Here is a 25,894-nt window from a genome sequence, read left to right as displayed (position 1 = left end):
GCCGGACAGGAGGGCCGGTCGCGGGGCAGGCGGCGCGCCGTACGGCACGCCGCCGTCCGTTCATTTAGTTTTTCAGGTTTTCGGCCACCAGTTCCGCGATGTGCGAGACCTTGACCTTCATGCCCTGCTTTTCCACACCGCCGCGCAGCTGCATGACGCAGCCGGGGCAGTCCATGACCACGCGGGAAGCGCCGGTCTCTTCGATATGCTTCAGCTTATTGGTCAGCAGCGTACCGGAGATTTCCGGGAACTTCATGGAGTAGGTACCGCCGAAGCCGCAGCACACGTCTTCTTCGGCGCACGGCACATAGGTGGCCGCGTCGGCGATGAGGTCGCGCGGGGCCTTGGTCACGCCCAGGCCACGGCAGATGTGGCAGGAAGCGTGGTAGGTCACCTTTTCACCGCTGTTGTTGAAGTCCTTCTCGGTCAGGCCGAGGACGTCATGCACGAAGGAGCTGTAGTCCGTCACCTTGTCGGAGAAGAGCTGCACGCGGGCGGCGTCGGCCTTGCCTTCCAGGATGTGGGGGTACACATGCTTCAGGTGGGAAGCGCAGCTGGCGCACAGGGTGATGATGGCGTCGTACTTGCTGGCGTCGAAGGCGTCCAGGTTCTGCTTGGCCACATCCACGGAGGTCTTGCGCTGACCCATCATTTCCAGGGGCAGGCCGCAGCAGGTCTGGGCCATGGGATATTCCACGGCCACGCCGCGGGCACCCAGCACCTTGACGCAGGCTTCCAGCTGTTCGGGGTAGATGAAGTCCTGGGCGCAGCCGCCGAAGATGGCCACACGGTAGCGCGGGGTGGCCACGCGCGGGGCGATCTTGGCCCAGCGGTCACGGAAGGCTTCGTTGGCGATGGCGGGCAGGGCCTTGAAGCCGTGCTTGCCAAGGAACATGGCAGGCAGGTGGCGCTGGAACTGGGTGCCGCCGGTGAAGGGCTTCTGGGCGTAGGAGGCGAACTTCAGCAGGCTGTGGAACATCTTGCGGTTCTTCATCACAGCAGCCATCAAGGTGCCTTCCACACCGCCGCCCTGCTCGTCGGTCAGGCGGGAGCGGATCTCGCGGATCAGGCGGGGCAGGTCGATGCCGCCAGCGCAGACGTTCTTGCAGGATTCGCAGCCCACGCAGTTCTGGCACAGCACCTTGGCCTTGTCCTTGCCGTGGAAGAAGTAGGTCAGGATCAGGCCGATGGCGCCGATGTAGATGTAGCCCATCTTGTGGCCGCCCACCAGACGGAACACGGGGCAGACGTTGGCGCAGGCGCCGCAGCGCACGCAGCGGAAGATCTGGGAGAACAGCGGGTCACGGGCGATCTCGGTACGACCGTTGTCCAGGAAGACCACATGCATGATCTTCTTGTTGTCCTCACAGGCGCCGCATTCGCCGGCACCGGCCATGAAGGTGGCGTACGCGGTCAGGCGCTGGGCCGTAGCGTTACGAGGCAGCACCTGCAGAGCGGTCAGGGCCACTTCCAGGTTGGGGATCAGCTTGTCCAGGCCGGCGATGGCCACATGGACGCGAGGCAGGGTGGTGACCATGCGGGCGTTGCCTTCGTTGGTCACGGTGCTGACGGCGCCCATTTCGGCCACGGCGAAGTTGCAGCCGGAGATGCCCATGTCACCGTTGATGAACTTGCGGCGCAGCTGCACGCGGGCCACCTTCACCAGGCGCTGGATGTCTTCGGCATCCTGCTTGACGCCGGTCTCCTTGGTGAAGTCGTCAGCCACCTGATAGCGGGACAGGTGGATGGCGGGCATGACCATGTGGGAAGGACCTTCGTGGCGCAGCTGGATGATCCATTCGCCAAGGTCGGTCTCGTCCACGATGAACCCTTCCTTTTCCAGGTAGGGGTTCAGCTGGATTTCTTCAGCGGTCATGGACTTGGACTTGATGACGCGCTTGACGTTGTTCTCGCGGGCGATGCTGGCGATGATGCGGTTGGCATCTTCGGCAGTGGCGGCGCGGTGCACGTGCACGCCGCGCTCTTCGGCCACACGGCGGAACTGTTCGTACAGTTCTTCCATGTGCTTGCAGGCGTCGTCCTTGGCGTCGGCGATCTGTTTGATCAGGCCGCGTTCGTCCACTTCCTTGAACACAGCTTCACGGTTGGCGCGGTAGGCCACGGCAAAGGTGTCGAGGGTACGGCGCAGGAAGCTGTCCTCAAGGGCGGAATCAATATCCTTGCGGTAATCCGAAAGGGTTTTGGGTGCAGTGTGGCTCATGGCTTAGTCCTCCAGAAGAATGATATGCAATTCCAGCGGGCCATGAACGCCCACGGCGGCCACGCGCTCGATATCGGCGGTACGGCTGGGGCCGCTGATCAGGGTCGTGTAGTTGCCGCCCTTGGGGTTGGCCATGAGCAGCTCACGCATACGACCGGCGATCTCGGGCAGGGTGCGCACCAGCTTGGACTTGGCCAGCAGCAGCACGTGGATCTCGCTGATCATACCGGCCAGACGGGCATCTTCGTTGTCGGTGTTCACCAGACAGGTGGCACTGGAAGACACGCCCATCTCGGCGGAGGTCAGACCCACGTCGATACCGGCCAGATGGTTGCGCAGACCTTCACGGATGCAGAGGAAGCCCTTTTCCTTGCAGGCGGCTTCCAGGGTGGCGAAGTCTTCATCGTTCAGGACAGGGGCGGCCACGATGCGCTGCACGCGGGTGGGCACACCATTGGGGCCGTTGGGGCCCTTTTCCACGTCCTCGTCCGCCATCAGTTCGCACGGGGCTTTGTTTTCGCACACGTCCACCACGTACTGCAGCGCGGCGGCCATGTTGGGCAGCTCCTGCACCACGGCGTTGACGGCCGTGGCTTTGGCGGTGAAGTCCTGAACAAGATCCTGTATTTCTTCAGGGGCCATTGATGTCTCCTTATAATGAATGCCGTACCCTATTTGAGGGTCTCGGCATAGATCTGGATAGTATGCTTGACCTGCACGGGGTCATTGTTGTGCGAGAGCACGTCTTCCAGCTGCATCATGCAGGCGGGGCAGCCGGCGGCCACCACATGGGCGCCCGTGGCCACCACGTTGTCACGCTTGCGCTGGCCGATGACACGCGACAGGTCGTAGTGGAAGAGGTTGAAGGAACCGCCGCAACCGCAGCAGCGGTCGGCTTCCTTCATCTCCACCAGCTTGTAGTTGGGGTTGGTCTTGATGATGGTGCGCGGCTCCTCGGAAAGGCCCAGGGCCTTCTTGAGGTGGCAGGAGTCGTGGTAGGTCACGGTCTTGGCGCCGGGCAGGCTTTCCACGGCTTCGACCTTGAGCACCTTCACCAGGAATTCGTTGATGTCCATGGTGATGGCGGCCAGGGCTTCGGCCTGGTGCTGTTCCACGCTGCCCAGGCGGGCGGCGTAGCGGGGCCACAGTTCCTTGATGGTGGAGGTACAGGAGGAACAGGCGGTCAGCACGTAGTCGAAGCTGCTTTCACCAAAGGCGGCCAGGCTCTTGGCCATCTGCTTCACCATGCCTTCGGCGTCACCGGAAGACAGGGCCGGGATGCCGCAGCAGGCGAAGCTGCTGGGCATGTAGATGGCCACGTTATGGTGGTGCAGCACCTTGATGCAGGCTTCGGACACATCCACGTACAGCTTGTCGCCCATGCAGCCGGGGAAGAAGGCCACCTTCAGACCGCCCATGACGCGGGGCTCGTCCAGGTTGCCGTAGATGGCGTGCAGGGGTTTGAGGGCCAGGGAACGGATGTGGCGGTCGCCCAGCATGAAGTTGAGCATGGGGGCGCAGGCCGTGTTCTGGGTGTCCTTGTTGCTGCGGAAGATGACGCGCTGCATGGGCGCGCCCACCCGCATGGCAAAGTTGAACAGGCCGGGATACGGCAGCAGGGCACGGAACACCATCTTCTTGACCGGGTGCAGGCCAAGATAGGTGTTCACGATCTCGCGAGCCTCCATGAAGATGTCCATGATCTTCACGCCGGAGGGGCAGTTGGCCTCGCAGGAGCCGCACAGCAGGCAGCGGCCCAGCTTGTCGGCCACGGCCTCGGGGTCAGCGATCATTTCGTGGGCCAGGTTGTCCACCAGGGCCAGCTTGCCGCGGGCCACGTCGGCTTCCATCATGGTGGCGCCGAACATGGGGCAGACAGCCTGGCACATGCCGCACTTCATGCAGGCGATGATGCGGTCGTCAAGCGTCATAAGACGCTTTGCCAGTTTCTTCAGGTCGCTCATGGCGTGTCTCCCTAAATGCCCACCAGCTTGGTGGGATTGAGCAGACCCTTGGGATCCAGAGCGCGGCGCAGGCGCTGCGAGAAGAGGATGGTGCCGCGGGAGGTTTCCTTTTCCATCCACTTGGACTTGGCGGTACCGATGCCGTGTTCGCCGGACAGGGTGCCGTGCAGGCTGATGGCCACATCGAACATTTCGTCGACGGCGGCTTCCACGCGGGCGAATTCTTCCTTGTCGCGCTTGTCGCACAGGAAGGTGGGATGCAGGTTGCCGTCACCGGCATGACCGAAGGTGCCCACTTCGACATTGTACTTCTTGGCGATGTCGTTGACGGCCTTCATCATGGCAGGGATCTGGGAGCGCGGCACGGTGGCGTCTTCCAGCACGGTGGTGGGCTTGCAGCGGGCCAGCACGGGCAGGGCCTGGCGGCGGGCTTCCCACAGCTTGAACTTTTCGGCGGCGTCCTTGGCCACATGCACGGCCACGGCACCGGTCTGCTGCAGCACGCGTTCCACGACCACGGCTTCGTCAGCCACCTGGGCGGGATGGCCGTCCACTTCGATGAGCAGGATGGCGGCGGCGTCGCGGGGCAGGCCGGCCTTGGTGTAGTCGTCCACGCGCACGATGGTGTTGTTGTCGAGGAATTCCAGCGTACAGGGCACCACGTGGGCGGCGATGATGCCGGCCACGGCTTCGGCGGCCTTCTGCATGTCATCGAACACGGCCATCAGGGCCTTGGAGGCCTGCGGCGGGGGCACCAGCTTGAGCACGGCCTGGGAAATGATGCCCAGGGTGCCTTCGGACTGCAGCATCATGCCGGCCAGGTTGTAACCGGTGACGCATTTGACGGTGCGGGAACCGCTCTTGACCAGTTCGCCGGTGGCGTCAAAGAACTCCAGGCCCATCAGGTAGTCCTTGGTGACGCCGTACTTCAGGCCGCGCAGACCGCCGGCGTTCTCGGCGATGTTACCGGCCAGGGTGGACACGGCCTGGGAACCCGGATCCGGGGGATAGAACAGGTTCTTTTTGGCAACCTCGGCAGCGAAAGTGGCCGTGACGACGCCGGGTTCGACCACAGCGTACAGGTCGTCGGAGTTGATCTCGAGGATACGGTTCAGGCCGTTGGTCAGGATGACCACGCTTTCCTTGCTGTCCGGGATGGTGCCGCCGGACAGGTTGGTACCGGCACCGCGCACGGTCATAGGAATACCGTAGTCATAGAGTTTCTTCACACAGATGCCGAGCTGCTCGGTGGTGGTGGGACGCAGCGCGAAAGCGGGCACCACGGGGGGCAGCACCGCGGAATCATAGGAATAACTCTGGCGGTCAGCTTCGGAGCTGAACACGTTTTCCTTGCCGAGGAGATCTTCAAATTCTTTGATAAGCGCCTGGCTTGCCATAAGGGCCTCCTGTTACTCATGAAATATGCTCATCAACCCGGGCTCCCGACCGGGCCTGCACCCAATCTACCCGGAACACGAAAAAAGAGCACGCAGCAAGACCTGCTCCGAAGAATAGGTTGATCCGGGCCGAATGAATTTTTTTAGCAAGAATTTCTTTTTTTGAAAAGGTAAAACTGCTCCCCAACCTGCTGTTGCAAAGAAAAAAGAGGATCCTCTTTTTCTTATATTTTTAAAAATATTTTATAAAATATATCAAAGACTCCTTCTCTTCTTTTATTGATGAAAAATGTACAAAAAATACGGCAACACAGATGATACAATCACCTTTTTTTCAAAGAACAGCCACACAAAAGAGAAAGAATGGATATGCAATATGCTCTTCATTTTGCACATTACTACAGTCTCTTCCATGCACACTTATCTTACCGGTAAGAAATCAAAACAAAAAATTTTTTTATATCCTGTCCAGAATCTCCCGGCAACACTTTTTCTGCGCCCCATGCAGGCTTTGAGATTGTCTATTTTTTCTCATTCGCCAAATGCATAATATATTCAAAGGCTTCCGCACTCACCGGCTGAACGGAAAGACGGCTGCCCCGGCGCATGAGCTCCATACCGGCCAAGGCCGCATGCGCGGAGAGTTCCTTGCGGCTCAGGGCAGGCAGGGCTTTGTGCAGGCGCACGTCCACCATCTCCCAGATGGGTTTTTCCGGCGTGGCCCGGGGATCGAAATGATTGTTCTCGGGGTCCTGCGCCGTATGGTCGGGATAGGCCTCGCGCACCACTTCCACCACGCCCACGATGGAGGGGTCCGCACCGCTGTGATAGAAAAAGCCCAGATCGCCTTTTTTCATGGCCTTCATGAAGTTGCGGGCCTGATAGTTGCGCACGCCGTCCCAGGACGTGGTCTGCCCGGGCGCGGCCTCCAGATCCTGCCAGGAGTAGCAGCCCGGCTCGCTCTTGAACAACCAGTAGTTCATGGTACCTCCTTTTCTATCAGGATATATTCTCAAAAAGAAAGTAGCAAGTGTTCCGAAAAGAAGCAGGCACGCAGAGGGGAAGGGGCAGTTTTTACAAAAAACGTCCCTTCCCCTCTCGTCCCCCGCTCTTCCGCACACCGGTTCCCATGCCCCCAAAACAGCGGCGGCCCCGAAGGGCCGCCGTGACGAAGGCATGACACGCGGGACGCCGCGCCCTGACGGAGGGCACGGGCATCCTGCCTGTTATTCCATATCTTCCGTAAGGATCATGTGGCGCGCGGCCGCGGTCTCGTCCAGACGGCGGACGGGCATCTTCACCGGAGCATCCAGCAGCTGCTGGGGATCTGACTTGCCCAGGGCCACGATCTCGCGCAGGGCCTCGATGTAGGCATCCAGGGTCTGCTTGCTCTCGGTCTCCGTGGGCTCGGCCATGAGGCATTCATGGACGATGAGCGGGAAGTAGACCGTGGGCGCATGGAAACCGCGGTCCAGCAGGGCCTTGGCGATGTCCAGGGCGCGCAGGCCTTCAGGCGCGGAGGCCACGAACTCATGGGCGCAGATGCGGTCGAAGGGCACATCGAGCACGCCTTCCAGCTTCTTGCGCAGATAGTTGGCATTGAGGCTGGCGAACTCGGCCGCGCGGGTCAGGCCCTCGGCGCCCAGACGCATCATGTAGGCCAGGGCCTTCAGCACCACGGCGAAGCTGCCGTAGAAGGGACCGATGTGGCCGATGCTCTGCGGCAGGTCGTAGTCCAGGGCATAGCTGCCGTCTTCGGCCTTGCGCACACGCGGCGCGGGCAGGAAGGGCAGCAGGCGCTCGCCCACACCCACGGGACCGCAGCCGGGGCCACCGCCGCCGTGGGGCGTGCCCAAGGTCTTGTGGACGTTGAGGTGCACCACGTCGAAGCCCACATCGCCCACACGCATCTTGCCCAGGATGGCGTTCATGTTGGCGCCGTCGTAGTACAGCAGGGCGTCCTCACGGCGCAGCACTTCCACGATGCGCGGCAGGTGCAGCTCCAGCAGGCCCAGGGTGTTGGGGTTGGTCATCATCAGGCCGGCCACCTGGTCGGGATATTTGGCCATGGCCTCTTCAAGGGCGGCGGGGTCCACCATGCCGTCACGCGAGGCCACGTTGACGATCTCGAAGCCCGCCAGCACGGCGGAGGCAGGGTTGGTGCCGTGGGCCGAGTCGGGGATGAGCATCTTGGTGCGGTTGCGGCCCTTGGCCTTGTGGTAGGCGGCGATGAGCTTGACGCCGGTGTATTCGCCGTTGGCCCCGGCCATGGGCTGGAAGGTGAAGGCCTTCATGCCCGTGACCTCGCACAGCCACTGTTCGGCGTCATACAGGCATTGCAGGGCGCCCTGGGCCAGTTCGCCGGAAAGCTGGGCCAGCAGGGGATGCATGCGGGCAAAGCCCGGCAGCGAGGCCACGTATTCCGTGAACTTGGGGTTGTACTTCATGGTGCAGGAGCCAAGGGGATAGAAATTGGCATCCACACTGTAGTTGAGCTTGGACAGGTTGGTGAAGTGACGCACCACGTCCAGTTCGGAGCACTGGGGCAGGCGCGGCGCGCTCTTGCGCAGCAGGGCTTCGGGCAGCATCTGCGCGGCGCGGGGCGCGTCGTCGTCCACGGGCAGGGCCAGGCCGGAGGCGCGGCGGCCTTCTACGGATTCGGCAAAAATGGTTTTCACAGCAGACCTCCCAGCTTTTCGACCATGGCATCCACCTGCGCACGCGTATTGCATTCGGTGCAGGCCAGCAAGAGCACATCATCCATGCCCGCATAGGCACGCCCCACAGGATAACCGGCGGCCACGCCCTGACGCAGCAGGACCTGCACCACCTCCTCGGCGGGACGCGGCAGGCGCAGGGCCACTTCATTGCCGAAGGGAGCGTCATTGAGCAGGGAGACACCGGACAGGGCCGTGAGCTTTTCCACCGCGTAGCGGGCCAGGGCCATGCCGTGCTCGGCCACGCGGGCCAGACCGTCCGGGCCCACCAGCGAAAGGTACATGAGCGCGCGCAGGGCGCACAGGGACTGGTTGGAGCAGATGTTGGACGTGGCCTTGGCGCGGCGGATGTGCTGCTCGCGGGCCTGCAGGGTGAGCACATAGCCGGTGCGGCCTTCCAGATCCGTGGTGCGGCCCACGATACGGCCGGGGAACTGGCGGATATGCTCCTTGCGGCAGGTCATGATGCCCAGATAGGGACCGCCGAAGCTCAGGGGCTGGCCCAGGCTCTGGCCTTCGGCCACGGCGATGTCGGCGCCCATCTCGCCGGGGGTCTTGAGCACGGACTGCATGACCGGATAGACGGAGATGACGCCCAGGGCCTTGCAGGCGCGGGCATGGGCGAAGAGCTCGCTGAAGTCGGCCACGGCGCCGAAGAAGTTGGGGTTCTGCACCAGCACGGCGGCGCAGGTGGCGTCCACGGCGGCCTTGAGGCCTTCCATGTCGCTCAGGCCGTCCTTGTGGGGCACGGTCACCAGAGTGATGTCCAGGCTGGAGGAGTAGGTCTCCAGCATGGCCCGCCAGACGGGATTGATGCACTGGTCCACCACCAGCTTTTTGCGGCGTGTGGCGCGCACGGCCATCATGCAGGCCTCGAACAGGGCCGTGCCACCGTCATAGACGGAGGCATTGGCGCAATCCATGTCCAGCAGGCGGCTCACCGCGGTCTGGTATTCGAAGATGGCCTGCAGGGTGCCCTGCGAGCATTCGGCCTGATAGGGCGTGTAGGAGGTATAGAACTCGCTGCGGCCGGAAAGGGCGTCCACGGCGCGGGGCACGTAATGGGCATAGAAGCCCGCGCCCAGGAAGGAGACGGCGGGCGAGACGTTGGCGGCGGCCAGGTCCTCGAAGTAGCGGCACACGGCGAATTCGCTCTGCCCCTTGGGCAAATCGAAATGTTTGGGGCGCATTTCAGGCGGGATGTCCGCAAAAAGGTCATCAAGGTTGCGCACACCCACGACGGAGAGCATTTCCTGCACTTCGTCCGGCGTATGGGGAATGAATGGCATAGGGGAGCTCCTTGCAGCGAAGGCTGCCGTGCTGGTGGAAAAAAGGCGGCAGGGCCGGGACCCTGCCGCTCCACGGACTAGTGCTGCTCGTTCTTGCAGTGTTCTTCGTAGGCCGCGGCGTCCATCAGGCCTTCGGGCTGGGCGGACAGCTTCACGCGCACGATCCAGCCGGCGCCGTAGGGATCGCTGTTCATGACTTCAGGAGCGTTCTCCAGCTCGGTGTTCACGGCCACCACCGTGCCGCTGACGGGCGAGATCAGGTCGCTGGCCGCCTTCACGGATTCCACGGCGCCGAACTCGCTGCCGGCGGTCAGTTCGTCACCTTCGGCGGGCATGTCCACATAGGTGATGTCACCCAGGGATTCCTGGGCGAAATGGGTGATGCCCAGGACAGCTTCTTCACCGTTGACTTTGGCCCATTCGTGGGACGCACTGTACAGCAGGTCTTCGGGATTGCTCATGGTCTTCTCCTTGGTCCGGGGCAATGCGCTGTCCCGGAAGTTGATGTCAGCATCTGTGGCGGGGCGAGGGGCCCCGGCAGTCCGCCATCCGCATGGTGCTGCCGGGCCTCCCCCTGCCCTGCCGGGAGCTTTCCTGAAATATGGTGAGCGCCGTCTTCCTTCGTTCGGCCGCGCCGGACAGGGGATGACGGGCAGGCTCCGTACCGGCCGACGAGGGCCGGGGCCTTCTAGGCCAGCTTCTTGCGGGCCGTGCCTTCCTTATAGAAGGGCGCTTCGGTGACCGTGGCCTTGAGCTGGCTGCGCGAGGCCTGCACAAGATAGGTGGCGGCATCGGCCTTGTCGGCGTCGGCCCAGGCAAAAGCCACCACATGGCCCAGCGAAGGCGCGAACGAACCGCTGGTGACCACGCCCGCCGGGGTGCCGTCTTCCAGCAGGAGCGCATCGCCGTTGCGGGCGGCGCGGCGGCCTTCGATGCTCAGGGCCAGCAGCTTCTGGCGCACTTCCTGCGCGCCTTCACGGCCCACATACGGGGCGGTGCTGGTCAGCATGCGGCCCATGCCCGCCTCGGCCGGGGTGTGGTTTTCGTCCAGCTCGTGACCATAGAGGGGCAGGCCGGCTTCCAGACGCAGGGTATCGCGCGCGCCAAGGCCCACAGGTTTGACCCGCTCATCGGCCAGCAGGGCTTCCCACAGGGCCTGGGTCTGTCCGGCGGGCACATAGAGCTCGAAGCCCAGCTCACCGGTGTAGCCGGTGCGACTCACCAGCAGCTCACAGCCCTGCCAGCCCTCGCTGCGGAAGCCGAAATAGGGCATGTCGCGCAGGCTGCGGCCCAGCAGGGTCTCCAGCACGTCCACGGCCTCGGGGCCCTGCAGGTCGATCTTGCCGGTCTGTTCCGAGATGTCGTCCAGGGCCACGCCTTCGGGCAGGCGGGCACGCAGGGTGGCGAAGTCCCCGGCGGCGCAGGCGGCATTGACCACCACCATGAAGTCGTCCGGGCCGAAACGGTAGACGATGCAGTCATCCAGCACCGTCCCCTTCTCCGTCAGCAGGAAGCCGTAGCGGCAGCGGCCCGGGGCCAGCGTGGCCAGGTTGTGGCTCATGGCGGCGGCCAGCGCAGCATCGGCACCGGCGCCCCGGATGCGGAACTCGCCCATATGGCAGATATCGAACAGACCGGCATGCTGACGGGTATGCTGGTGCTCCACGAGGATGCCCTCATACTGGATGGGCATCAGCCAGCCCGCGAAAGGCGCCATCTTGGCGCCGTGGGCCACATGCCAGTCCGTGAGCGGGGTCTTGAGTTCGGCCACGGTTCCTTCCTCCTTTCCGGCGCGGTTCCGGCCGGATGACGGGTGGCGCGGTCAGGGTGGGAGCCCGACCGGCCTGATGTTAGCGCAGAGAGGTCGCTCCTCCCCGAAGCATTCGGGACCTGTCCCGGAACGCCCGGAGGGATGGGCCTACAACGTCGTAAAAAACTGCTCCATGCGCTGCGGATCGCAATGGGAGAAATATTCCTGCCAGGCCACCCCGTTCAGGGCCCCGGCCAGCGCGTCGCTCCGGCAGGGCACCCCGCGCAGGCGCTCTTCCAGCCCGGCGATGTCCGCGGCGGCGAAAAAATCCCCGCAGATGCGGCAGCCCCGGACGATGCCGTCCCGCACGTCCAGGCGCCAGTCCACCAGCCCCCAGGGGAAACGCTCGCGCCGTTGCAGGCTGAAGGCCGGCGAGGCACCGTAATTCCAGTCCCAGCTGCGGTATTTGCGTTCCGCCAGCTCTTCCGCGGCCCGCAGCACCTCCGGCTCCAGCTCCCCTTCCCCGTCGGCACAGTGGCGCAGCAGCGCAGCCCGCAGGCTTTCCATGCTGCTGCCCGGCGCCCAGAACTCGGAGATGTTGGCCACCCGCGAGCGCACCGAAGCGATGCCCTTGGAGCGGATCTTGTCCGGGTCCACGTGCAGGGCCTGCACCAGCTCGCCAAAGTCCAGCGATACCAGCAGGGTGCCGTGATGCAGGATGCACCCCTGACGCAGGGACTGTGCGCTGCCCGAGATCTTGCGGCCCCCGGCTTCCAGATCGTTGCGCCCGGTAAGGGAGGCCTGGACGCCCAGCTCGGCCAGAGCCGCGCAAACAGGGCGCAGATAGCGTGCAAAGTCCACGGTCTTACGACCGTGCGCATTCTCCATGAAGGAAAAATTAAGGTTGCCCAAATCATGGTAGACCGCGCCGCCGCCGGTCATGCGGCGCACCACGGGCAGGCCGCGCCGGCGGACGAAGTCGCTGTCGATCTCGTCCAGCGTCACCTGATGGCGTCCCACGATGACGCTGGGGGCATTCTGCCAGAGCAAAAACAGGCCCGGATGATCCGCAGGCAGCCATTGCAGCAGGCATTCTTCAAGAGCGAGATTGAAAGCAGGATCCGTGGAGGAAAGGGAAAGAAACCGCATGGGACGCTCCTGAAAAAAGACCGCAGCCGATGCCGGGTCCGGCATGAAAGTAACATAGCCATGGGGGCCCAACAAGAAATATTTCAGAAAATACTTTGTGAAATATGGCGTGAGGTCGAGCCCATGCCCGGCTGACGGCAAGGGCGGCACAGGCCGCCTCCTGCCATCCCGAGACAGTGCAGGAGCATAGCCTGCTGTGAGAAAAAAGGGAACGCCATCCCCCGCTACGCCCGGAAGGGTGCGGCCATTCCAAAAGGCCGTGCGCGTGACCGGCAGCAAGACCGCCGCCGCTGTGCCATGTTTGGATGCAGGGGTGAAAAGGAATCATCCTTCTCAGGAAAATGCTGCCAGCCAACGCAGTCTTCCGCATACTATCCGCATACTGCGTCGATTTTTCCTGTTCATTTTTTGCGATACCAATGCAGGAATAAATGGAGAATATGCAAAAACCCGCTCTCTATCAGAAGACAACTTTCATAAAAAATCATTCATGCAATCATGTGAAATGATTTTCTTACAAAATTTTTTAAATATTTTATAAATTTCATCTATCGATTACAAACATTCACCTGTGATGACGCGAACATCTTCGCGTCATCAGCCCCGCTTTTCCCTGTGGTCCGGCCATGGCAGGGACTGACCCGCTCCTCCGCAGCCGGGGATGGAACAAGGGCACAAAAAAAGCGGGGAAGAGGAGCAAGTCCTCTTCCCCGCCATGCAGACGCGTTGTCCTGCGGCCTAGTGGCAGCGGATGCCCGTCAGCAGATGGGCCATCTTTTCCTTCTTGGTACGCAGGTAGGATTCGTTTTCGGGGCAGGCTTCGATCTCGATGGGCACGCGTTCCACGATCTCCATGCCGTAACCGGACAGGCCCACGATCTTCTTGGGGTTGTTGGTCAGCAGGCGGATCTTGGTGATGCCGAGGTCCACGAGGATCTGGGCGCCGGTGCCGTAGTCGCGCAGGTCATCGGGGAAGCCCAGCTTGCGGTTGGCTTCCACGGTGTCGTAGCCCTGATCCTGCAGGGCATAGGCGCGGATCTTGTTGGCCAGGCCGATGCCGCGGCCTTCCTGGCGCATGTAGAGCAGCACGCCGCGGCCTTCCTTTTCGATCTGGCGCAGGGCGGCGGCCAGCTGGCCGCGGCAGTCGCAGCGCAGGGAGCCCAGAGCGTCACCGGTGAGGCACTGGCTGTGCACGCGCACCAGCACGGGTTCGGGCGTGGTGATGTCGCCCTTGACCAGGGCCAGATGGGTGCCGGGCTCGCGGTCGCTCTCGTAGGCGTAGACCGTGAAGTCACCGTACAGGCTGGGCAGATGGGCCTTGGCATCGCACTTGACGGACACCTGGCCGCGGCGCATGCGGTAGCAGATGAGGTCACGCACGGAGGCGATCTTCAGGCCGTGTTCGGCGGCAAAGACTTCCAGGTCGGGCATGCGGGCCATGGTGCCGTCGTCCTTCATGATCTCACAGATGACGGCGGCGGGCTTGAGACCGGCCAGACGGGCCAGGTCCACGCTGCCTTCGGTCTGGCCGGCGCGGGCCAGCACGCCGTCGGGACGGGCACGCAGGGGGAAGACATGGCCGGGGGTCACCAGGTCGTCAGGACGGGCGCCGTCGGCCACGGCGGCCTTGATGGTGGTGGCGCGGTCGGCGGCGGAGATGCCGGTGGTGATGCCTTCGCGGGCCTCGATGGACACCGTGAAGTTGGTGCCGAAACGCGAACCGTTATGTTTGGCCATCAGGGGCAGTTGCAGCTTGTCGGCCATTTCGCCGGACATGGGCAGGCAGATGAGACCACGGCCGAACTTGGCCATGAAATTGATGGCTTCAGGGGTCACGAATTCGGCGGCCATGGTCAGGTCGCCTTCGTTTTCCCTGTCCTCATCGTCCACAAGAATGATCATTTTGCCCTGCCGGATCTCGGCAATGGCTTCTTCAGTGCTGCACAGAGGCATGTCAATTCCTTGGCTTGTGCCGTACGGGACGGCGTTATCTTCGTTTGTGCCTAAAAGTAGGGCCGCTCTGCCGTCCTGTCAACGGGGGGCGCAGTTTTGGGCCGGGCCGTGGCCCGGGAACGGTCTCCGGCAAGATGCCTGGAGGCAGGCAAGGCCATTCGGCGGCCCGCGGTCCGCAGCCGGGGGCTAGCCCTCGTTGCGGGGCAGATCGCGCAGGGGCTGCCCCAGCAAAAAGGGCAGCTCGGCCTCCGCCAGCGCGCCGCGCTCCACACAAAGCCGGCGGAAGGCGGCGTCGTAACGTTCCATGGCCGCGGCGGCCTCGCGGTCGCCCATGTCCAGCAGGACGAAATACTGGCGCACGTCGCAGGCTTCCTCATGGGCCTGCACCAGCTCCTCCCACAGGCGGCGCCGCGCGTCGGGCAGGGGCAGCAGGGCGATGGCCGCCCGGCGGTCCAGAGCCGGCACGTCCCGCAACAGGGCCTCCAGCGGCCGGGTATCCTCGCAGAACAGCACGCCGCACTGCACGGGACGCCGGTCATAGATGGTACAGCCCGTGCCGGGCGCATAGGCCAGACATTGCCACGGATGCGGGGCCTTGCCCGTCCCGGCCAGTTTAAGCATCTCGTTCTCCAGCTGGGCCAGGCCGCCGCCCATGCCGTCCTGCCGGGCCCACTGGCCGCGACGCAAGCAGACGAGCATCTCCGGTCTCAGGGCACCCGAGGACAACAGCGGGGCATCGTCCCGCAGCAGGCCGGGCCCGCCCAGTTCACAGCAACGGCCGCAGCGGCGGCAGACCGGCGTGTTATCCGGCATGGCTGCCCTCCTCCTTCTCATGCTCGGCGCGGGCGGCGCGGTTGGCCTCGAAACGCTGTCCGAAGCGGCGGGTGAGCCAGCGCGAGAAGTCTTCCATATAAGCGTAATACACAGGCGTGATGTACAGGGTCACCAGCTGGGAGAAGCACAGGCCGCCCACCACCGCCAGGCCCAGAGGACGGCGGGCCTCGGCGCCGGCCCCCATGCCGATGGCGATGGGCAGGGCGCCCATGAGGGCCGCCATGGTGGTCATCATGATGGGACGGAAACGCACATGACAGCCTTCGGTGATGGCATCCAGCGGCGTGCGCGAGGGATCATGGCGCTGGGCTTCCAAAGCGAAGTCCAGCATCATGATGGCGTTCTTCTTCACGATGCCCAGCAGCATGATGACGCCCACGAAGCCGTAAAGGTCCAGCGGCTGACCGAAGATCCAAAGGGTGAACAGGGCCCCGAAGCCCGCCGACGGCAGGCCGGAAAGGATGGTCAGCGGGTGGATGAAGCTCTCGTAAAGGATGCCCAGCACCAGATAGATGACCACGATGGCCAGCAGGAGCAGCCAGCCCATGCCCTTGAGCGAATCCTGGAAGGCCTGGGCCGTGCCCTGGGACTTGGCGCTCACCGAGTCGGGCAACAGCGGCAGGCTGACGCGCTCCACGGCGGCCACGCCTTCGCTCAGGGCCACGCCGGGACGCAGGTTGTACGAGATGGTCACGGCCGGGAACTGGCCGTCATGGTTCACGGCGATGGGGCCCACACCGGGGCTCATCTTGGCCACGGTGGACAGGGGCACCAGCTCGCCGCTGGAAGAACGCACATACAGGCGCGTCAGGGCGTCGGGGTTGCGCTGGAAGTCTTTGCGCACTTCCACGAAGACCGTATAGTCGTTGGTGGGCGCGTAGATGGTGGAGACTTCGCGCGAGCCATAGGCCGTCTGCAAAGCCAGCTCGATCTGCCCGGCGCTGATGCCCAGGGCCGAAGCGCGGTTGCGGTCGATGGTCACCCGGATCTCGGGATTCTTGAGCTGGAGGTCGCTGTTGACGTCCTGGATCTCCGGCACCTGACGCAGGGCGGCCTCCACCTTCTGGGCGCACTCGAACAGCTCCTGCATGTTGGTGCCGGTGAGGGTGTACTGGTACAGGGCCTTGGTGGAGCGCCCGCCGATGTTGATGGCCGGCGGCACGCGCAGGAAGACCTGCATGGCCGGCGAGGTGTTGAGCTCGCGGCGCAGGCGCTGCACCACGGTCTGGATGTCCGGACGCTCGCCGTGGGGCTTGAGGTGGATCATGAGCGTGCCGTTGCTCATGCTCTGGCTGCTGCCCACGATGCCCACCACGGAATTGAAGCGGTCCACATGCGGGTTGTTGCGCAGCACCTCGTCCAGCTTGTGCTGGGCCTTGACCATGCCTTCAAAGGAGATGCCCTGCTCCGCCTCGGTGGTGGCCACCACAAAGCCCATGTCTTCGCTGGGCAAAAAGCCCTTGGGCACGATGACGCCCAGCCAGCCGGTGGCCAGCAGCAACAGGAGCGAGAAGATCAGCGTGGTGCGGCGGTGCCGCAGCACCACATCCAGAGAACGGGCGTATTTGTTGGCCAGCCATTCGAAGGCGCGCTCCAGCTTGCCGTAGATGCCCTCATAGCCCACGCGGTGCTTGCTGCCCGAATGGCGCAGGAAGTAGGCGCAAAGCATGGGGGTCAGGGTCAGGGAGACTACGCCCGAGAACAGGATGGCCGTGATGATGACCACGGCGAACTCGTAGAACAGACGGCCCACGATGCCGCCCATGAACAGCACCGGGATGAAGACCGCCGCCAGGGAGACGGTCATGGAAAGGATGGTGAAACCGATCTCGCCCGAGCCGTCATACGCCGCCGTGAGCGGGTCCTTGCCCATCTCCTGGTGACGGACGATGTTCTCCAGCATGACGATGGCGTCGTCCACCACGAAGCCCACGGCCAGGGTAAGGGCCATGAGCGAAAGGTTGTCCAGGCTGAAGCCCATGGCCAGCATCACCGAAAAGGTGGAGATGACCGACATGGGCAGGGCCAGACTGGGGATGATGGTGGCCGGCAGGTTGCGCAGGAACAGGAAGATGACCAGCACCACCAGGAAGACCGTCAGCACCAGGGTGAACTTCACCTCGGCCACGGACTCGCGGATGGATTCCGAGCGGTCATAGAAGATCTCCAGCTTGACCGAGGGCGGCAGCTGGCGGGTCAGGCCGGGCAGCAGGGTCTTGATGTCGTCCACCACCTGCACGGTATTGGCGCCGGGCTGGCGTTCCACGGCCAGCATGATACAGGGCTTGCCGTCATCGGCCCAGGAAAGCTGCTTGTCCTGCTCCACGCTGTCCACCACTTCGCCGATGTCCGAAAGGCGCACGGGAGCACCGTTGCGGTAGGCCGCCACCACGTCCCGGAAGGCTTCGGCGTTCTCCAGCTGGCCCGAGGCCTTGATGGCGCTGGCGCGCCGCTCCCCTTCCAGCGAACCCGTGGGCAGCTTGCTGTTGGCGCCGCTCACGGCATCGGCCACCTCGTCGATGCCCAGCCCGCGGCTGGCCAGGGCGTCGGGGTCCACACGCACGCGCACGGCATACTTCTTCTGCCCGTAGATGACCACCTGGGCCACCCCTTTGACCATGGAGAGTCGCTGCCCCACCAGGGTATCGGCATATTCGTTAAGCTCGTACAGCGGCAGGGTGGGAGACCCCACGCGCAGATAGAGGATGGGATAGTCCGCCGGGTTGACCTTACGGAAGCTGGGGTCGTTGGTCATGTTGGTGGGCAGACGGCGCTGGGCCAGACCGATGGCGGCCTGCACGTCCAGGGCCGCGGCGTCGATATCACGGTCCAGGGCGAACTGGATCGTGATGCGTGTTCGACCCGTGGCATTGACGGACGAGATGGAGTCGATGCCCGCGATGGTGAAGAATTCCTTTTCCAGCGGCGTGGCCACGGAAGCGGCCATGGTCTCCGGGTCAGCACCGGAAAGGTCGGCGCTCACCTGGATGGTGGGAAAGTCCACGTTGGGCAACTGGTTGACCGGCAGGTTCACATAACTGGCAGCCCCAAAAAAGAGCATGCCCAGCATGATGAGTGCCGTGGCCACGGGTCGGCGGATGAAAAGGGCAGCGATATTCATACGCTGCAGCATACCTGCCCGTCCCGCAGGACACAAGCGGGCGAGCCCATGGCCCGCCCGCCAAAATGTTGCGTCTGCAACGTTATTTTATTTGAGATTCAAGGGGATTATCCCCCAGAAACAGGCCGGGAATTTTTTCTATCAAAAACAGCCCGCCTGGCGCAGGAAGAGGAAGGCCCCCAGTCCGATGCACAAGGCACCGATGACCTTGCGCAAAAACGGTGCCGACACACGCTGGGCCATGGCGATGCCGCCCAGCAGGCCCACCACCTGCACGGCGCACAGGGCGGGCAGCAGCATCCAGTCCACATGGCCGCCCATCATGTTGCCCACGCTGCCGGAAAACGAGGTGGCGATCTGGTAGGGCATGGACAGGGCCACGGCATGGATGGGCGAATACCCCACCAGCACCATCCAGGGGATGGAGGCCACAGGGCCGCCCGCGCCGGTGAGCCCGGCCATGAAGCCCGTGGCGCCGCCGATGACCGCCCTGCCCTTCCAGCCCAGCCAGAAGGGGCTGCCCTTGCGGCCCGGCTTGGGCGGGCGCAGGGTGCAGGCACCGGCAAACACGATGATGACCGCCAGGATCATGACCAGCGGTCCGGCATCGATACGGGCGTTGACCAGCGCACCGGGCGCGGCGCAAACGAAGCTGCCCAGCGCAAAGGGCACGGCCTCCATAAAACGGTAGTGTCCGTTCTTGTGATAAAGCCATGTGCCCACGAAGCCCGTACCGATGAAGGAGGCCAGCGCCGTCCCCATGGCCGTGTGCGGCTCCAGTCCGCTCATGAGGATGAGCACAGGCGGCACCAGGATGCCGCCCACTCCGGCCAGCCCCACAAGAAAGCCCACCAGCAGGCATACCAGCAAAACAACGATCATCACGACCCCCGGATGTGGAAAAATCGATACGGCACGCTGGCCGCACCTCTTATGCCTTATTCTCCTTTTTGGCCCTGCTGGCAAGATACGGCGCGGATGTTGCGCGGATGCGTCCCCATCCTCCCCAAAAGGCAAAAACAGGTTGCATAAACGCATCACAAAAAGGAAACAGATTATTTTTACTGATAGATTCCTCTCACACGTCCCCGACCGGCGACATACCCTGCGCACGTTTTCGCGGCAGGGCACGCCCCCCCGCCGTTCCGGAAAAAGACATGAAAAAAGGCAGGGGGACACCCTGCCTTATGGCTCCGGGAAATCGATTACCCCGCAGGCTGCGAGGCGGGCAGCCGGATCACTGCCATTCCGGGCCTTCCATGAGCCCGCAGGAACTCATGGCCGTGAACAGCACGATGCCCGCGGCCGTGGAAAGGTTGATGCTGCGCACGCTGTCCTTGAGCATGGGGATGCGGACCTTGTACGGGGAGCGCTTCAGGATCTCCGGCGGCAGGCCGCGCGTCTCGGGCCCGAAGACCAGGCAGTCGTCCGGCGCGAAGGCGAAGTGCTGCAAAGGCTCCCCGCCCCGGGCGGAGGTCATCACACAGCGCGGCGGCGTACCGCCGTTCTCCGCCGTGGCGGCGGCCAGCCAGCTGTCCCAGTCCGGCCAGACATCCATGCGCACATGCGGCCAGTAGTCCAGCCCGGCGCGCTTGAGGTAGCGGTCCTCCAGCTTGAAGCCCAGCGGCTCGATGAGGTTGAGATGGATGCCCGTGGAGGCGCACAGGCGCGCGATGTTGCCGGTATTGGGCGGGATCTCCGGCTCGAACAGCACGATCTTCATAGGATGGCGTCCCTTTTTATGACGACGGTAATCGAAAGGAGGATAAAGAGGTGTCCAGGCAGAGCCCCTTCGCGCGCCGCAGCGAGCTGATGGCATCCCTCTGGGCCTGCCCGTCAGCAACGCGGGAGCGTTACAGACAGGGGCACAAAGATGAGGCGCCCCCAACAGCAGGCCCGGGACCGCTGGAACAACCTGACGGGCATCGGCAGCGCGCAGCCCCCTCTCCCCTAAAAAACATGCATGCCATGGTGGGCCAGCGACAGGCCTAGCCCGCCGCCCTCACCTGTCCGGTGATGCCCGGCACGGCCTGACAGCGCACGCGCATGTCGCGCGAGGCCCGGCCGCTGTCGTCCAGCACGGCGAAGAGGTCGGCTTCCACCACCTCCACCCGGGCCCCGGCAGCGTCATGGGCGGCCAGACGTTCTTCCAGCAGGGCCACGGCACGTTCCTTCACGGTCTCCAGCGTGGCCGCACGCGGCAATTTTTCTTCCAGTTCCAGCGAAGGCACACGCAGCAGGGCACGGCCGCTGTCGGCATAGACTTCCAGACCGGCGGTGGGCAGGGTCAGGGCCGCGCCCACGGCATTGGCCACCGCTGCGTGGGGCGGACAATCCACGGGCAGGGCCAGCCGTCCGGCCAGACGCTCGCGCAGACGTTCCGCCGGGCCGCCCACCAGCCAGACCCGCTCCGGCGCGATGTCGCGCAGGCCGCGCAGGGCCGCCAGCGTATAGACGGGACGGGCATTGACGCCGTCCACCAGCTCGCGCACGGCCGCCGCCACCTGATCGAGGGCATCGGCCACGGCCCGGGCGGCCAGGTCTTCGGGCTTCATGCCGTGCTCCCCGGCCAGGGCCGCCACGCCGTGCAGGGAGGCCGCCGCATCGCCGGAAAGGTTGCCGGGCCGTTCCCGGTCACAGACGTTGAGGGCATCCAGCAGCGTGGGACGCGCGCCGCCAAACGCCATGGCCGGACCTTCGCGCAGGGGGCCGGTGTGCACACGGGCCGCCGCGCCCTGCCCTTCCACGCGCAGCAGGGAATCGCCGCCCACGCCGATGGACAGGGACGCCAGCGACCGCACCAGCGTCCGGCGACCGCGCACGCTCATGCCGTCACGGTCCACCACCGGCGAGCCCTGGGCGAACAGGGCCACGTCCGTGGTGGTGCCGCCCACGTCCAGCAGCACGGAGCAGGCATCTTCCGCCACGGCGGGACACAGGGCCAGAATGCCCATGACGCTGGCCGCCGGGCCGGACAGGACGGACTGCACGGGTTCCTGCCGGGCCAGGGCCGCCGGGACGGCCCCGCCATCGGCCTTGAGCAGGCGCAGGGGGGCCCGGATGCCCGCTTCCTGCAGGCTCTGCTCCACAGCGGTCAAAAAGCCGTCCACGATGCGGGCCACGGCGGCATTGTAATAGGCCGTGGCGATGCGGCGCGGGAAATTGAGTTCGCCGGACAGGCTGTGCCCGCATACAGGCGTGAGGCCGGCAGCGCGCACTACGTCGGCCATGGCCAGCTCGTGCGCGGCATTGCGGGGCGAGAACTTGCCCACGCAGGCCACGGCCCGCACGCCCTTCTTTTTCCAGGCGGCGCAGGCCTCGGCCAGAGGACGGGTATCCAGAGGCGTCACTTCCACGCCGCGATGGTCCAGACCGCCGGGCAGGATGCAGACATCGTCCCCGATGGCGAAACGGGCGGGCGCCAGACCCGGCCCGGCGCTCAGCGCCAGGGCCACACGGTCGGCCCGGCCCTGCACCAGGGCGTTGACGGCCAGGGTGGTGCCCACGGTCACCCGGTCCGCGGCACGCAGGCGCGCCGGGCCCTCGGGGCCGAATCTTTCTTCCAGAGCCTTTTCCAGAGCGGCCAGTGCCGCACGCACCGAAGAGGGCAGATCTTCGTGGCAGGTGGGCGCCTTGGCCCCGGCCAGGATGCCTTCCGGCCCGCAAAGCACGGCATCGGTATGCGTGCCGCCCGCATCGATCCCCAGAAACGTCTGCGCTGTCATGCTGCCTCCACAGGCATCGCTGCCTGAAATGTTTGTCTGCTGGGTTGTAAACTTTCGTCCCGCCACTGACAAGCAAGGCCCGGCCCCTGCCCTGGCGGCCGGTGTGCCCTCCGTAGATCTGACCACCCGGAAGCGGACGCAGCGGCTGACGGGGAGCGCCCGTAACGCACGGGGCCGCAGTCCGGCCGGGCGTGTCCGCCGGGAGGCCCATGGGGTACCTCCCCCGGTCCCGGACAGGCCCTGTCCTTCGCCGTGCCGTCCGCCTCCATCCTTCCCCTTACGGGGAACACCAAGCGGACACGCCGCCTTGCGGGCGGGACCTTCGCCTTCCCGTTGCGGGCAGTGCATCTTCCTGCCCGCGGACGCTTGCCATACGCGGCGCTTTCCAGTAAATTTTTACCCTTCGGACAGGCCCCGCCGCGCGCGGAAGATCCGGCCTGGCCAATATCGCGGAATATATTGAGGAATGTATCATGCAAACGACCGATTTCATCTGGTTTGACGGCAAAATGGTCCCCTGGGCCGACGCCCAGGTTCACGTTCTCACCCATGCCCTGCATTACGGCAGCGCCGTTTTCGAAGGCATCCGCGCCTATGCCTGTGCTGACGGCACTTCCGCCGTTTTCCGCCTGAAGGAACACAGCCAGCGCCTACTCAATTCCGCGAAGATCCTGCGTCTGAACATTCCCTACACCGTCGACGAGATCAGCCAGGGCATCCTGGACACCCTGAAGGCCAACAAGATGAAGGAAGGCTACATCCGTCCCCTGTCCTTCGTGGGTGATGGCGAAATGGGCGTCTACCCCGGCAACAACAAGGTCCACACCATCATCGCCGTGTGGCCCTGGGGCGCCTACCTTGGCCCCGAAGCCCTGGAGATGGGCATCCGCGCCAAGACCAGCTCCTTCGCCCGCATGCACGTCAACACCCTGATGAGCAAGGCCAAGGCCGCCGGCAACTACGTGAACTCCATCCTGGCCAAGATCGAAGCCAAGGAAGACGGTTACGACGAAGCCGTGATGCTGGATACCAACGGTTTCGTTTCCGAAGCCACCGGTGAAAACATCTTCATCGTGCGCGACGGCATCATCAAGACCACGCCCTGGACCTCCATCCTGGGCGGCATCACCCGTGACTCCGTCATGAAGGTGGCCCGCGACCTGGGCTACACCGTGGAAGAACAGCAGTTCACCCGTGACGAGCTGTACATCGCCGACGAAGCCTTCTTCACCGGTACCGCCGCCGAGATCACGCCCATCCGCGAAGTGGACAACCGCACCATCGGCGCCGGCCATGCCGGCCCTGTGACCAAGCACCTGCAGAAGGAATACTTCGGCGTGGTCAAGGGCCAGAACGCCAAGTACGCCGACTGGCTGAGCCACTACACGTTCTAGCACTCTCTTCCGGCGCGCCTGTAACCTTTTTGGGGGACAGGCGCGCCCTGCCGTTTTTTTCATGAAGCACCTCTCCCTCGCCGCCAAATACCGCCCCCAGACCTTTGCCCAGGTCGCCGGACAGGACATGGTCAAGGCCGTGCTCTCCCGTGCCGCCGCCGAAGACCGGGTCGCCGCCGCCTATCTGCTCAGCGGCACGCGCGGCGTGGGCAAGACCACCATCGCCCGCATCTTCGCCAAGGCCCTCAACTGCCGCCATGCGCCGGGCCCCGAGCCCTGCAACCAGTGCGACCAGTGCCGCAAGATCACCCAGGGCAGCCATGTGGACGTCACCGAGATCGACGGCGCCTCCAACAACAGCGTGGAAGACGCCCGCGCCCTGCGCGAGAACATCGGCTACGCCCCCATGGAGGGCCGCTACAAGGTCTTTATCATCGACGAAGCCCACATGCTCTCGCGCAGCGCCTTCAATGCCCTGCTCAAGACGCTGGAGGAGCCGCCCGCGCGCGTGGTCTTCATCTTCGCCACCACCGAGGCGCACAAGTTCCCCATCACCATCGTCAGCCGCTGCCAGCATTTCGTCTTCCGCCATCTGGGCGAGGACGCCCTCGTGCAGCACCTGTCCCAGGTCCTGAACAAGGAGAACGTCCCCTTCGAGGAAGGTGCCGTGCGCCTCATCGCGCGCCGGGCCGCGGGCAGCGTGCGCGACAGCATGTCCCTGCTGGACCAGACCCTGGCCCTGGGCGGCGACAACCTCACCAGCGCCGTGACCCGCGAAGTGCTGGGCCTGGCCGGACAGGAGCTGTCCGCCGACCTGTTCGACGCCCTCCACGCCCGGGACTGCGCGGCCGTCTCGCAGCTGTGCGCCGGCCTGTTCCGCCAGGGGGTGGACATCGGATTTTTCGTGCGCGAGCTGGCCGGACATCTGCGCGACCTGTTCCTGCTGCGGCAGGGCGGCGATGCCGTGGCCCCCACCCTGGGCCTGCCCGGCGAAGAGATCCTTTTCTGGCAGGGCCTGGCCCCGCGTTTTTCCGCAGGGCACCTGCACGCCGCCTGGCAGATGGTACTGGACGCCCAGCGCGGCATCGTGCAGAATCCCGAGCCGGCCGCGGCCCTGGAGCTGTTGCTGCTCAATCTGGCCCTGTTGCCGCAGCTGCTGCCCCTGGAACGCATGGACAGCGCCCCGGCACCGGCCGCGCCCGTACAGGGCCATCCCGGCCACGACAGGCAGGAAGGCAGCCCCCTCCCGCCCCGGGACATGGGCCATGCCGCTCCCGTCCAGGCCCCGGCGGCCCGCGCCCGTGAACACGGGACCCCGGCGGAAAAGAGCGCCGCTGCCGGCAGCAGCGAACCCGCTCCCGAGCCTGCGCCCTCCCGGCGCCCCGGAAGTTGCGCGCGGCCCCAGCGGGAGGCGCCCGCCCGCCAAGCCACGTCCCGTCCTGCGCGGGTGACGGAGACCCCGGCCCCGAAAGCCGCCCAGCCCCGGGCCGAAGCCCCGGCGCATCCGGAGCATGTGGGGCCCAGCGAATCGGGCATGATCGAGGCGGACGACATCCCGGCCGCCGCGCCGATAATCCCGGTGGCGCCTGCCCGGCCCGCGGCTCCGGCCGCTCCTGTGGCACCGGCCGCACCGGCGACGCCCCCCGTGCCTCCGGCGGCGCCTGCCGTGGAGACGCGTCCGACTGCCCCTGCGGCTGCGGCAGGCTTCCGCCCCGACTGGCAGGCCTTTTGTGATTTCTGCGCCCGGCGTCTGGAGAATGGCGAGGCCGCGCCGCAGCTGCACCTGCTGCGCCAGTTGCGCGCCAGCTGGGAACCGGACTGCCTGCGCCTGACCCCGCGGGCCGAGACCCTGCTGCACCAGACCGAGAAGCAGCGCCCCCAGCTGGAACAGGCCCTGGCGGCCTGGGGCGCCGGGCATCTGCGCCTGGAATTCGTGGCCCCGCGTCAGGCCCGTACCGAGGCGGAACTGATAGAAGAATTTCGGAACAGGCCCGAGATGCAGGCCTGCCTCCGTCTGCTCAACGCCAATATCGAACATTGTACCGAATCCAACCAAGGAGATACCCATGCGTAACATGAACGATATCCTGCGCCAGGCGCAGGTCATGCAGAACAAACTGGCCAAGCTGCAGAACGAACTCAACGAACGCACCTACGAAGCCAGCAGCGGCGGCGGCATGGTCAAGGCCGTTGTCTCCGGCAAGCAGGAACTGCGCGGCCTCACCATCGATCCCAAGGCCCTGGAAGGCGGCGACGTGGAAATGCTGCAGGACCTCATCATGGCTGCCGTCAACGAAGCCGGCCGCATCGCCCGCGAGACCCTGGACCGCGAGATGAGCGCCATCTCCGGCGGCATCCGTCTTCCCGGCGTGTTCTAGGC

At 64.7% G+C, this 25,894-nt stretch carries 20 protein-coding genes; 4 read left to right on the top strand and 16 right to left on the bottom strand.

From position 1 onward, the window contains the following. Positions 1–64 precede the first annotated feature (64 nt). The 10 genes from ldhH to DESPIG_RS09440 form a co-directional block, all read right to left on the bottom strand. Positions 65–2,221 (bottom strand): L-lactate dehydrogenase (quinone) large subunit LdhH, encoded by a 2,157-nt coding sequence (ldhH, locus tag DESPIG_RS09485; RefSeq protein WP_006007964.1) that lies wholly within the window; start codon positions 2,219–2,221, stop codon positions 65–67. Positions 2,222–2,224: 3 nt separating this feature from the next. Next, the gene (locus tag DESPIG_RS09480) at positions 2,225–2,863 is read right to left on the bottom strand and encodes a lactate utilization protein (RefSeq protein WP_006007963.1); all 639 of its coding nucleotides are present in this window, start codon (positions 2,861–2,863) and stop codon (positions 2,225–2,227) included. A gap of 29 nt (positions 2,864–2,892) precedes the next feature. After that, positions 2,893–4,185, bottom strand: coding sequence for a (Fe-S)-binding protein (locus tag DESPIG_RS09475; protein ID WP_006007962.1), 1,293 nt, complete (start codon positions 4,183–4,185; stop codon positions 2,893–2,895). Between the two features lie 11 nt (positions 4,186–4,196). Beyond that, entirely contained in the window at positions 4,197–5,582 is a 1,386-nt protein-coding gene (locus DESPIG_RS09470) for an FAD-binding oxidoreductase (protein WP_006007961.1), read from the bottom strand. Positions 5,583–6,103: 521 nt separating this feature from the next. After that, positions 6,104–6,565, bottom strand: coding sequence for an EVE domain-containing protein (locus DESPIG_RS09465; RefSeq protein WP_006007954.1), 462 nt, complete (start codon positions 6,563–6,565; stop codon positions 6,104–6,106). 243 nt (positions 6,566–6,808) lie between these two features. Beyond that, positions 6,809–8,260 carry an aminomethyl-transferring glycine dehydrogenase subunit GcvPB gene (gene gcvPB / locus DESPIG_RS09460; protein WP_006007952.1) on the bottom strand — a complete coding sequence of 484 codons (1,452 nt, stop codon included), beginning with the start codon at positions 8,258–8,260 and terminating at the stop codon, positions 6,809–6,811. Then, on the bottom strand, positions 8,257–9,588 hold the full coding sequence (gene gcvPA, locus DESPIG_RS09455) for an aminomethyl-transferring glycine dehydrogenase subunit GcvPA (protein WP_006007951.1): 1,332 nt from the start codon (positions 9,586–9,588) through the stop codon (positions 8,257–8,259). The genes gcvPB and gcvPA overlap by 4 nt, the downstream gene beginning before the upstream one ends. Positions 9,589–9,665: 77 nt before the next feature. Next, positions 9,666–10,049 (bottom strand): glycine cleavage system protein GcvH, encoded by a 384-nt coding sequence (gene gcvH, locus DESPIG_RS09450; protein WP_040369793.1) that lies wholly within the window; start codon positions 10,047–10,049, stop codon positions 9,666–9,668. Positions 10,050–10,276: 227 nt separating this feature from the next. Next, complete coding sequence (gene gcvT / locus DESPIG_RS09445; protein ID WP_006007949.1) at positions 10,277–11,359, bottom strand: glycine cleavage system aminomethyltransferase GcvT; 1,083 nt, start codon at positions 11,357–11,359, stop codon at positions 10,277–10,279. Between the two features lie 147 nt (positions 11,360–11,506). Then, the gene (locus DESPIG_RS09440; protein ID WP_040369792.1) at positions 11,507–12,487 is read right to left on the bottom strand and encodes a lipoate--protein ligase; all 981 of its coding nucleotides are present in this window, start codon (positions 12,485–12,487) and stop codon (positions 11,507–11,509) included. Positions 12,488–12,683: 196 nt separating this feature from the next. Here DESPIG_RS09440 and DESPIG_RS13835 point away from each other — a divergent pair, with 196 nt between their 5' ends. Continuing rightward, positions 12,684–13,028, top strand: a complete 345-nt coding sequence (locus tag DESPIG_RS13835; protein WP_006007947.1) for a hypothetical protein — start codon at positions 12,684–12,686, stop codon at positions 13,026–13,028. 197 nt (positions 13,029–13,225) lie between these two features. Here DESPIG_RS13835 and DESPIG_RS09435 read toward each other — a convergent pair whose 3' ends face one another. The 6 genes from DESPIG_RS09435 to DESPIG_RS09410 all read right to left on the bottom strand — a co-directional run bounded on the left by DESPIG_RS09435 (position 13,226) and on the right by DESPIG_RS09410 (position 22,120). After that, positions 13,226–14,440 carry a bifunctional 3,4-dihydroxy-2-butanone-4-phosphate synthase/GTP cyclohydrolase II gene (locus DESPIG_RS09435; RefSeq protein ID WP_006007946.1) on the bottom strand — a complete coding sequence of 405 codons (1,215 nt, stop codon included), beginning with the start codon at positions 14,438–14,440 and terminating at the stop codon, positions 13,226–13,228. A 186-nt stretch (positions 14,441–14,626) separates the two neighbouring features. Then, entirely contained in the window at positions 14,627–15,253 is a 627-nt protein-coding gene (locus DESPIG_RS09430; protein ID WP_040369791.1) for a hypothetical protein, read from the bottom strand. After that, positions 15,243–18,395 (bottom strand): efflux RND transporter permease subunit, encoded by a 3,153-nt coding sequence (locus DESPIG_RS09425; RefSeq protein WP_040369923.1) that lies wholly within the window; start codon positions 18,393–18,395, stop codon positions 15,243–15,245. Before DESPIG_RS09425 ends, DESPIG_RS09430 begins: the two co-directional genes overlap by 11 nt. A gap of 141 nt (positions 18,396–18,536) precedes the next feature. After that, entirely contained in the window at positions 18,537–19,277 is a 741-nt protein-coding gene (locus tag DESPIG_RS09420) for a sulfite exporter TauE/SafE family protein (protein WP_006007943.1), read from the bottom strand. Positions 19,278–19,632: 355 nt separating this feature from the next. Beyond that, positions 19,633–20,118, bottom strand: coding sequence for a tRNA (cytidine(34)-2'-O)-methyltransferase (locus DESPIG_RS09415; RefSeq protein ID WP_006007942.1), 486 nt, complete (start codon positions 20,116–20,118; stop codon positions 19,633–19,635). A gap of 265 nt (positions 20,119–20,383) precedes the next feature. Beyond that, positions 20,384–22,120, bottom strand: a complete 1,737-nt coding sequence (locus DESPIG_RS09410) for a hydantoinase/oxoprolinase family protein (protein ID WP_006007940.1) — start codon at positions 22,118–22,120, stop codon at positions 20,384–20,386. Positions 22,121–22,593: 473 nt separating this feature from the next. Here DESPIG_RS09410 and DESPIG_RS09405 point away from each other — a divergent pair, with 473 nt between their 5' ends. The 3 genes from DESPIG_RS09405 to DESPIG_RS09395 all read left to right on the top strand — a co-directional run bounded on the left by DESPIG_RS09405 (position 22,594) and on the right by DESPIG_RS09395 (position 25,892). After that, the gene (locus DESPIG_RS09405; RefSeq protein WP_006007938.1) at positions 22,594–23,514 is read left to right on the top strand and encodes a branched-chain amino acid transaminase; all 921 of its coding nucleotides are present in this window, start codon (positions 22,594–22,596) and stop codon (positions 23,512–23,514) included. 61 nt (positions 23,515–23,575) lie between these two features. Further along, complete coding sequence (dnaX, locus tag DESPIG_RS09400; protein WP_006007937.1) at positions 23,576–25,588, top strand: DNA polymerase III subunit gamma/tau; 2,013 nt, start codon at positions 23,576–23,578, stop codon at positions 25,586–25,588. Further along, positions 25,581–25,892 carry a YbaB/EbfC family nucleoid-associated protein gene (locus DESPIG_RS09395; protein ID WP_006007936.1) on the top strand — a complete coding sequence of 104 codons (312 nt, stop codon included), beginning with the start codon at positions 25,581–25,583 and terminating at the stop codon, positions 25,890–25,892. The genes dnaX and DESPIG_RS09395 overlap by 8 nt, the downstream gene beginning before the upstream one ends. Positions 25,893–25,894: the final 2 nt, after the last annotated feature.

The sequence above is a fragment of the Desulfovibrio piger ATCC 29098 genome, from assembly GCF_000156375.1.
GTDB lineage: Bacteria > Desulfobacterota > Desulfovibrionia > Desulfovibrionales > Desulfovibrionaceae > Desulfovibrio > Desulfovibrio piger.
The sequence above is the reverse complement of the archived record's forward strand: the minus strand, read 5'-3'. Positions and strand labels throughout refer to the sequence as shown.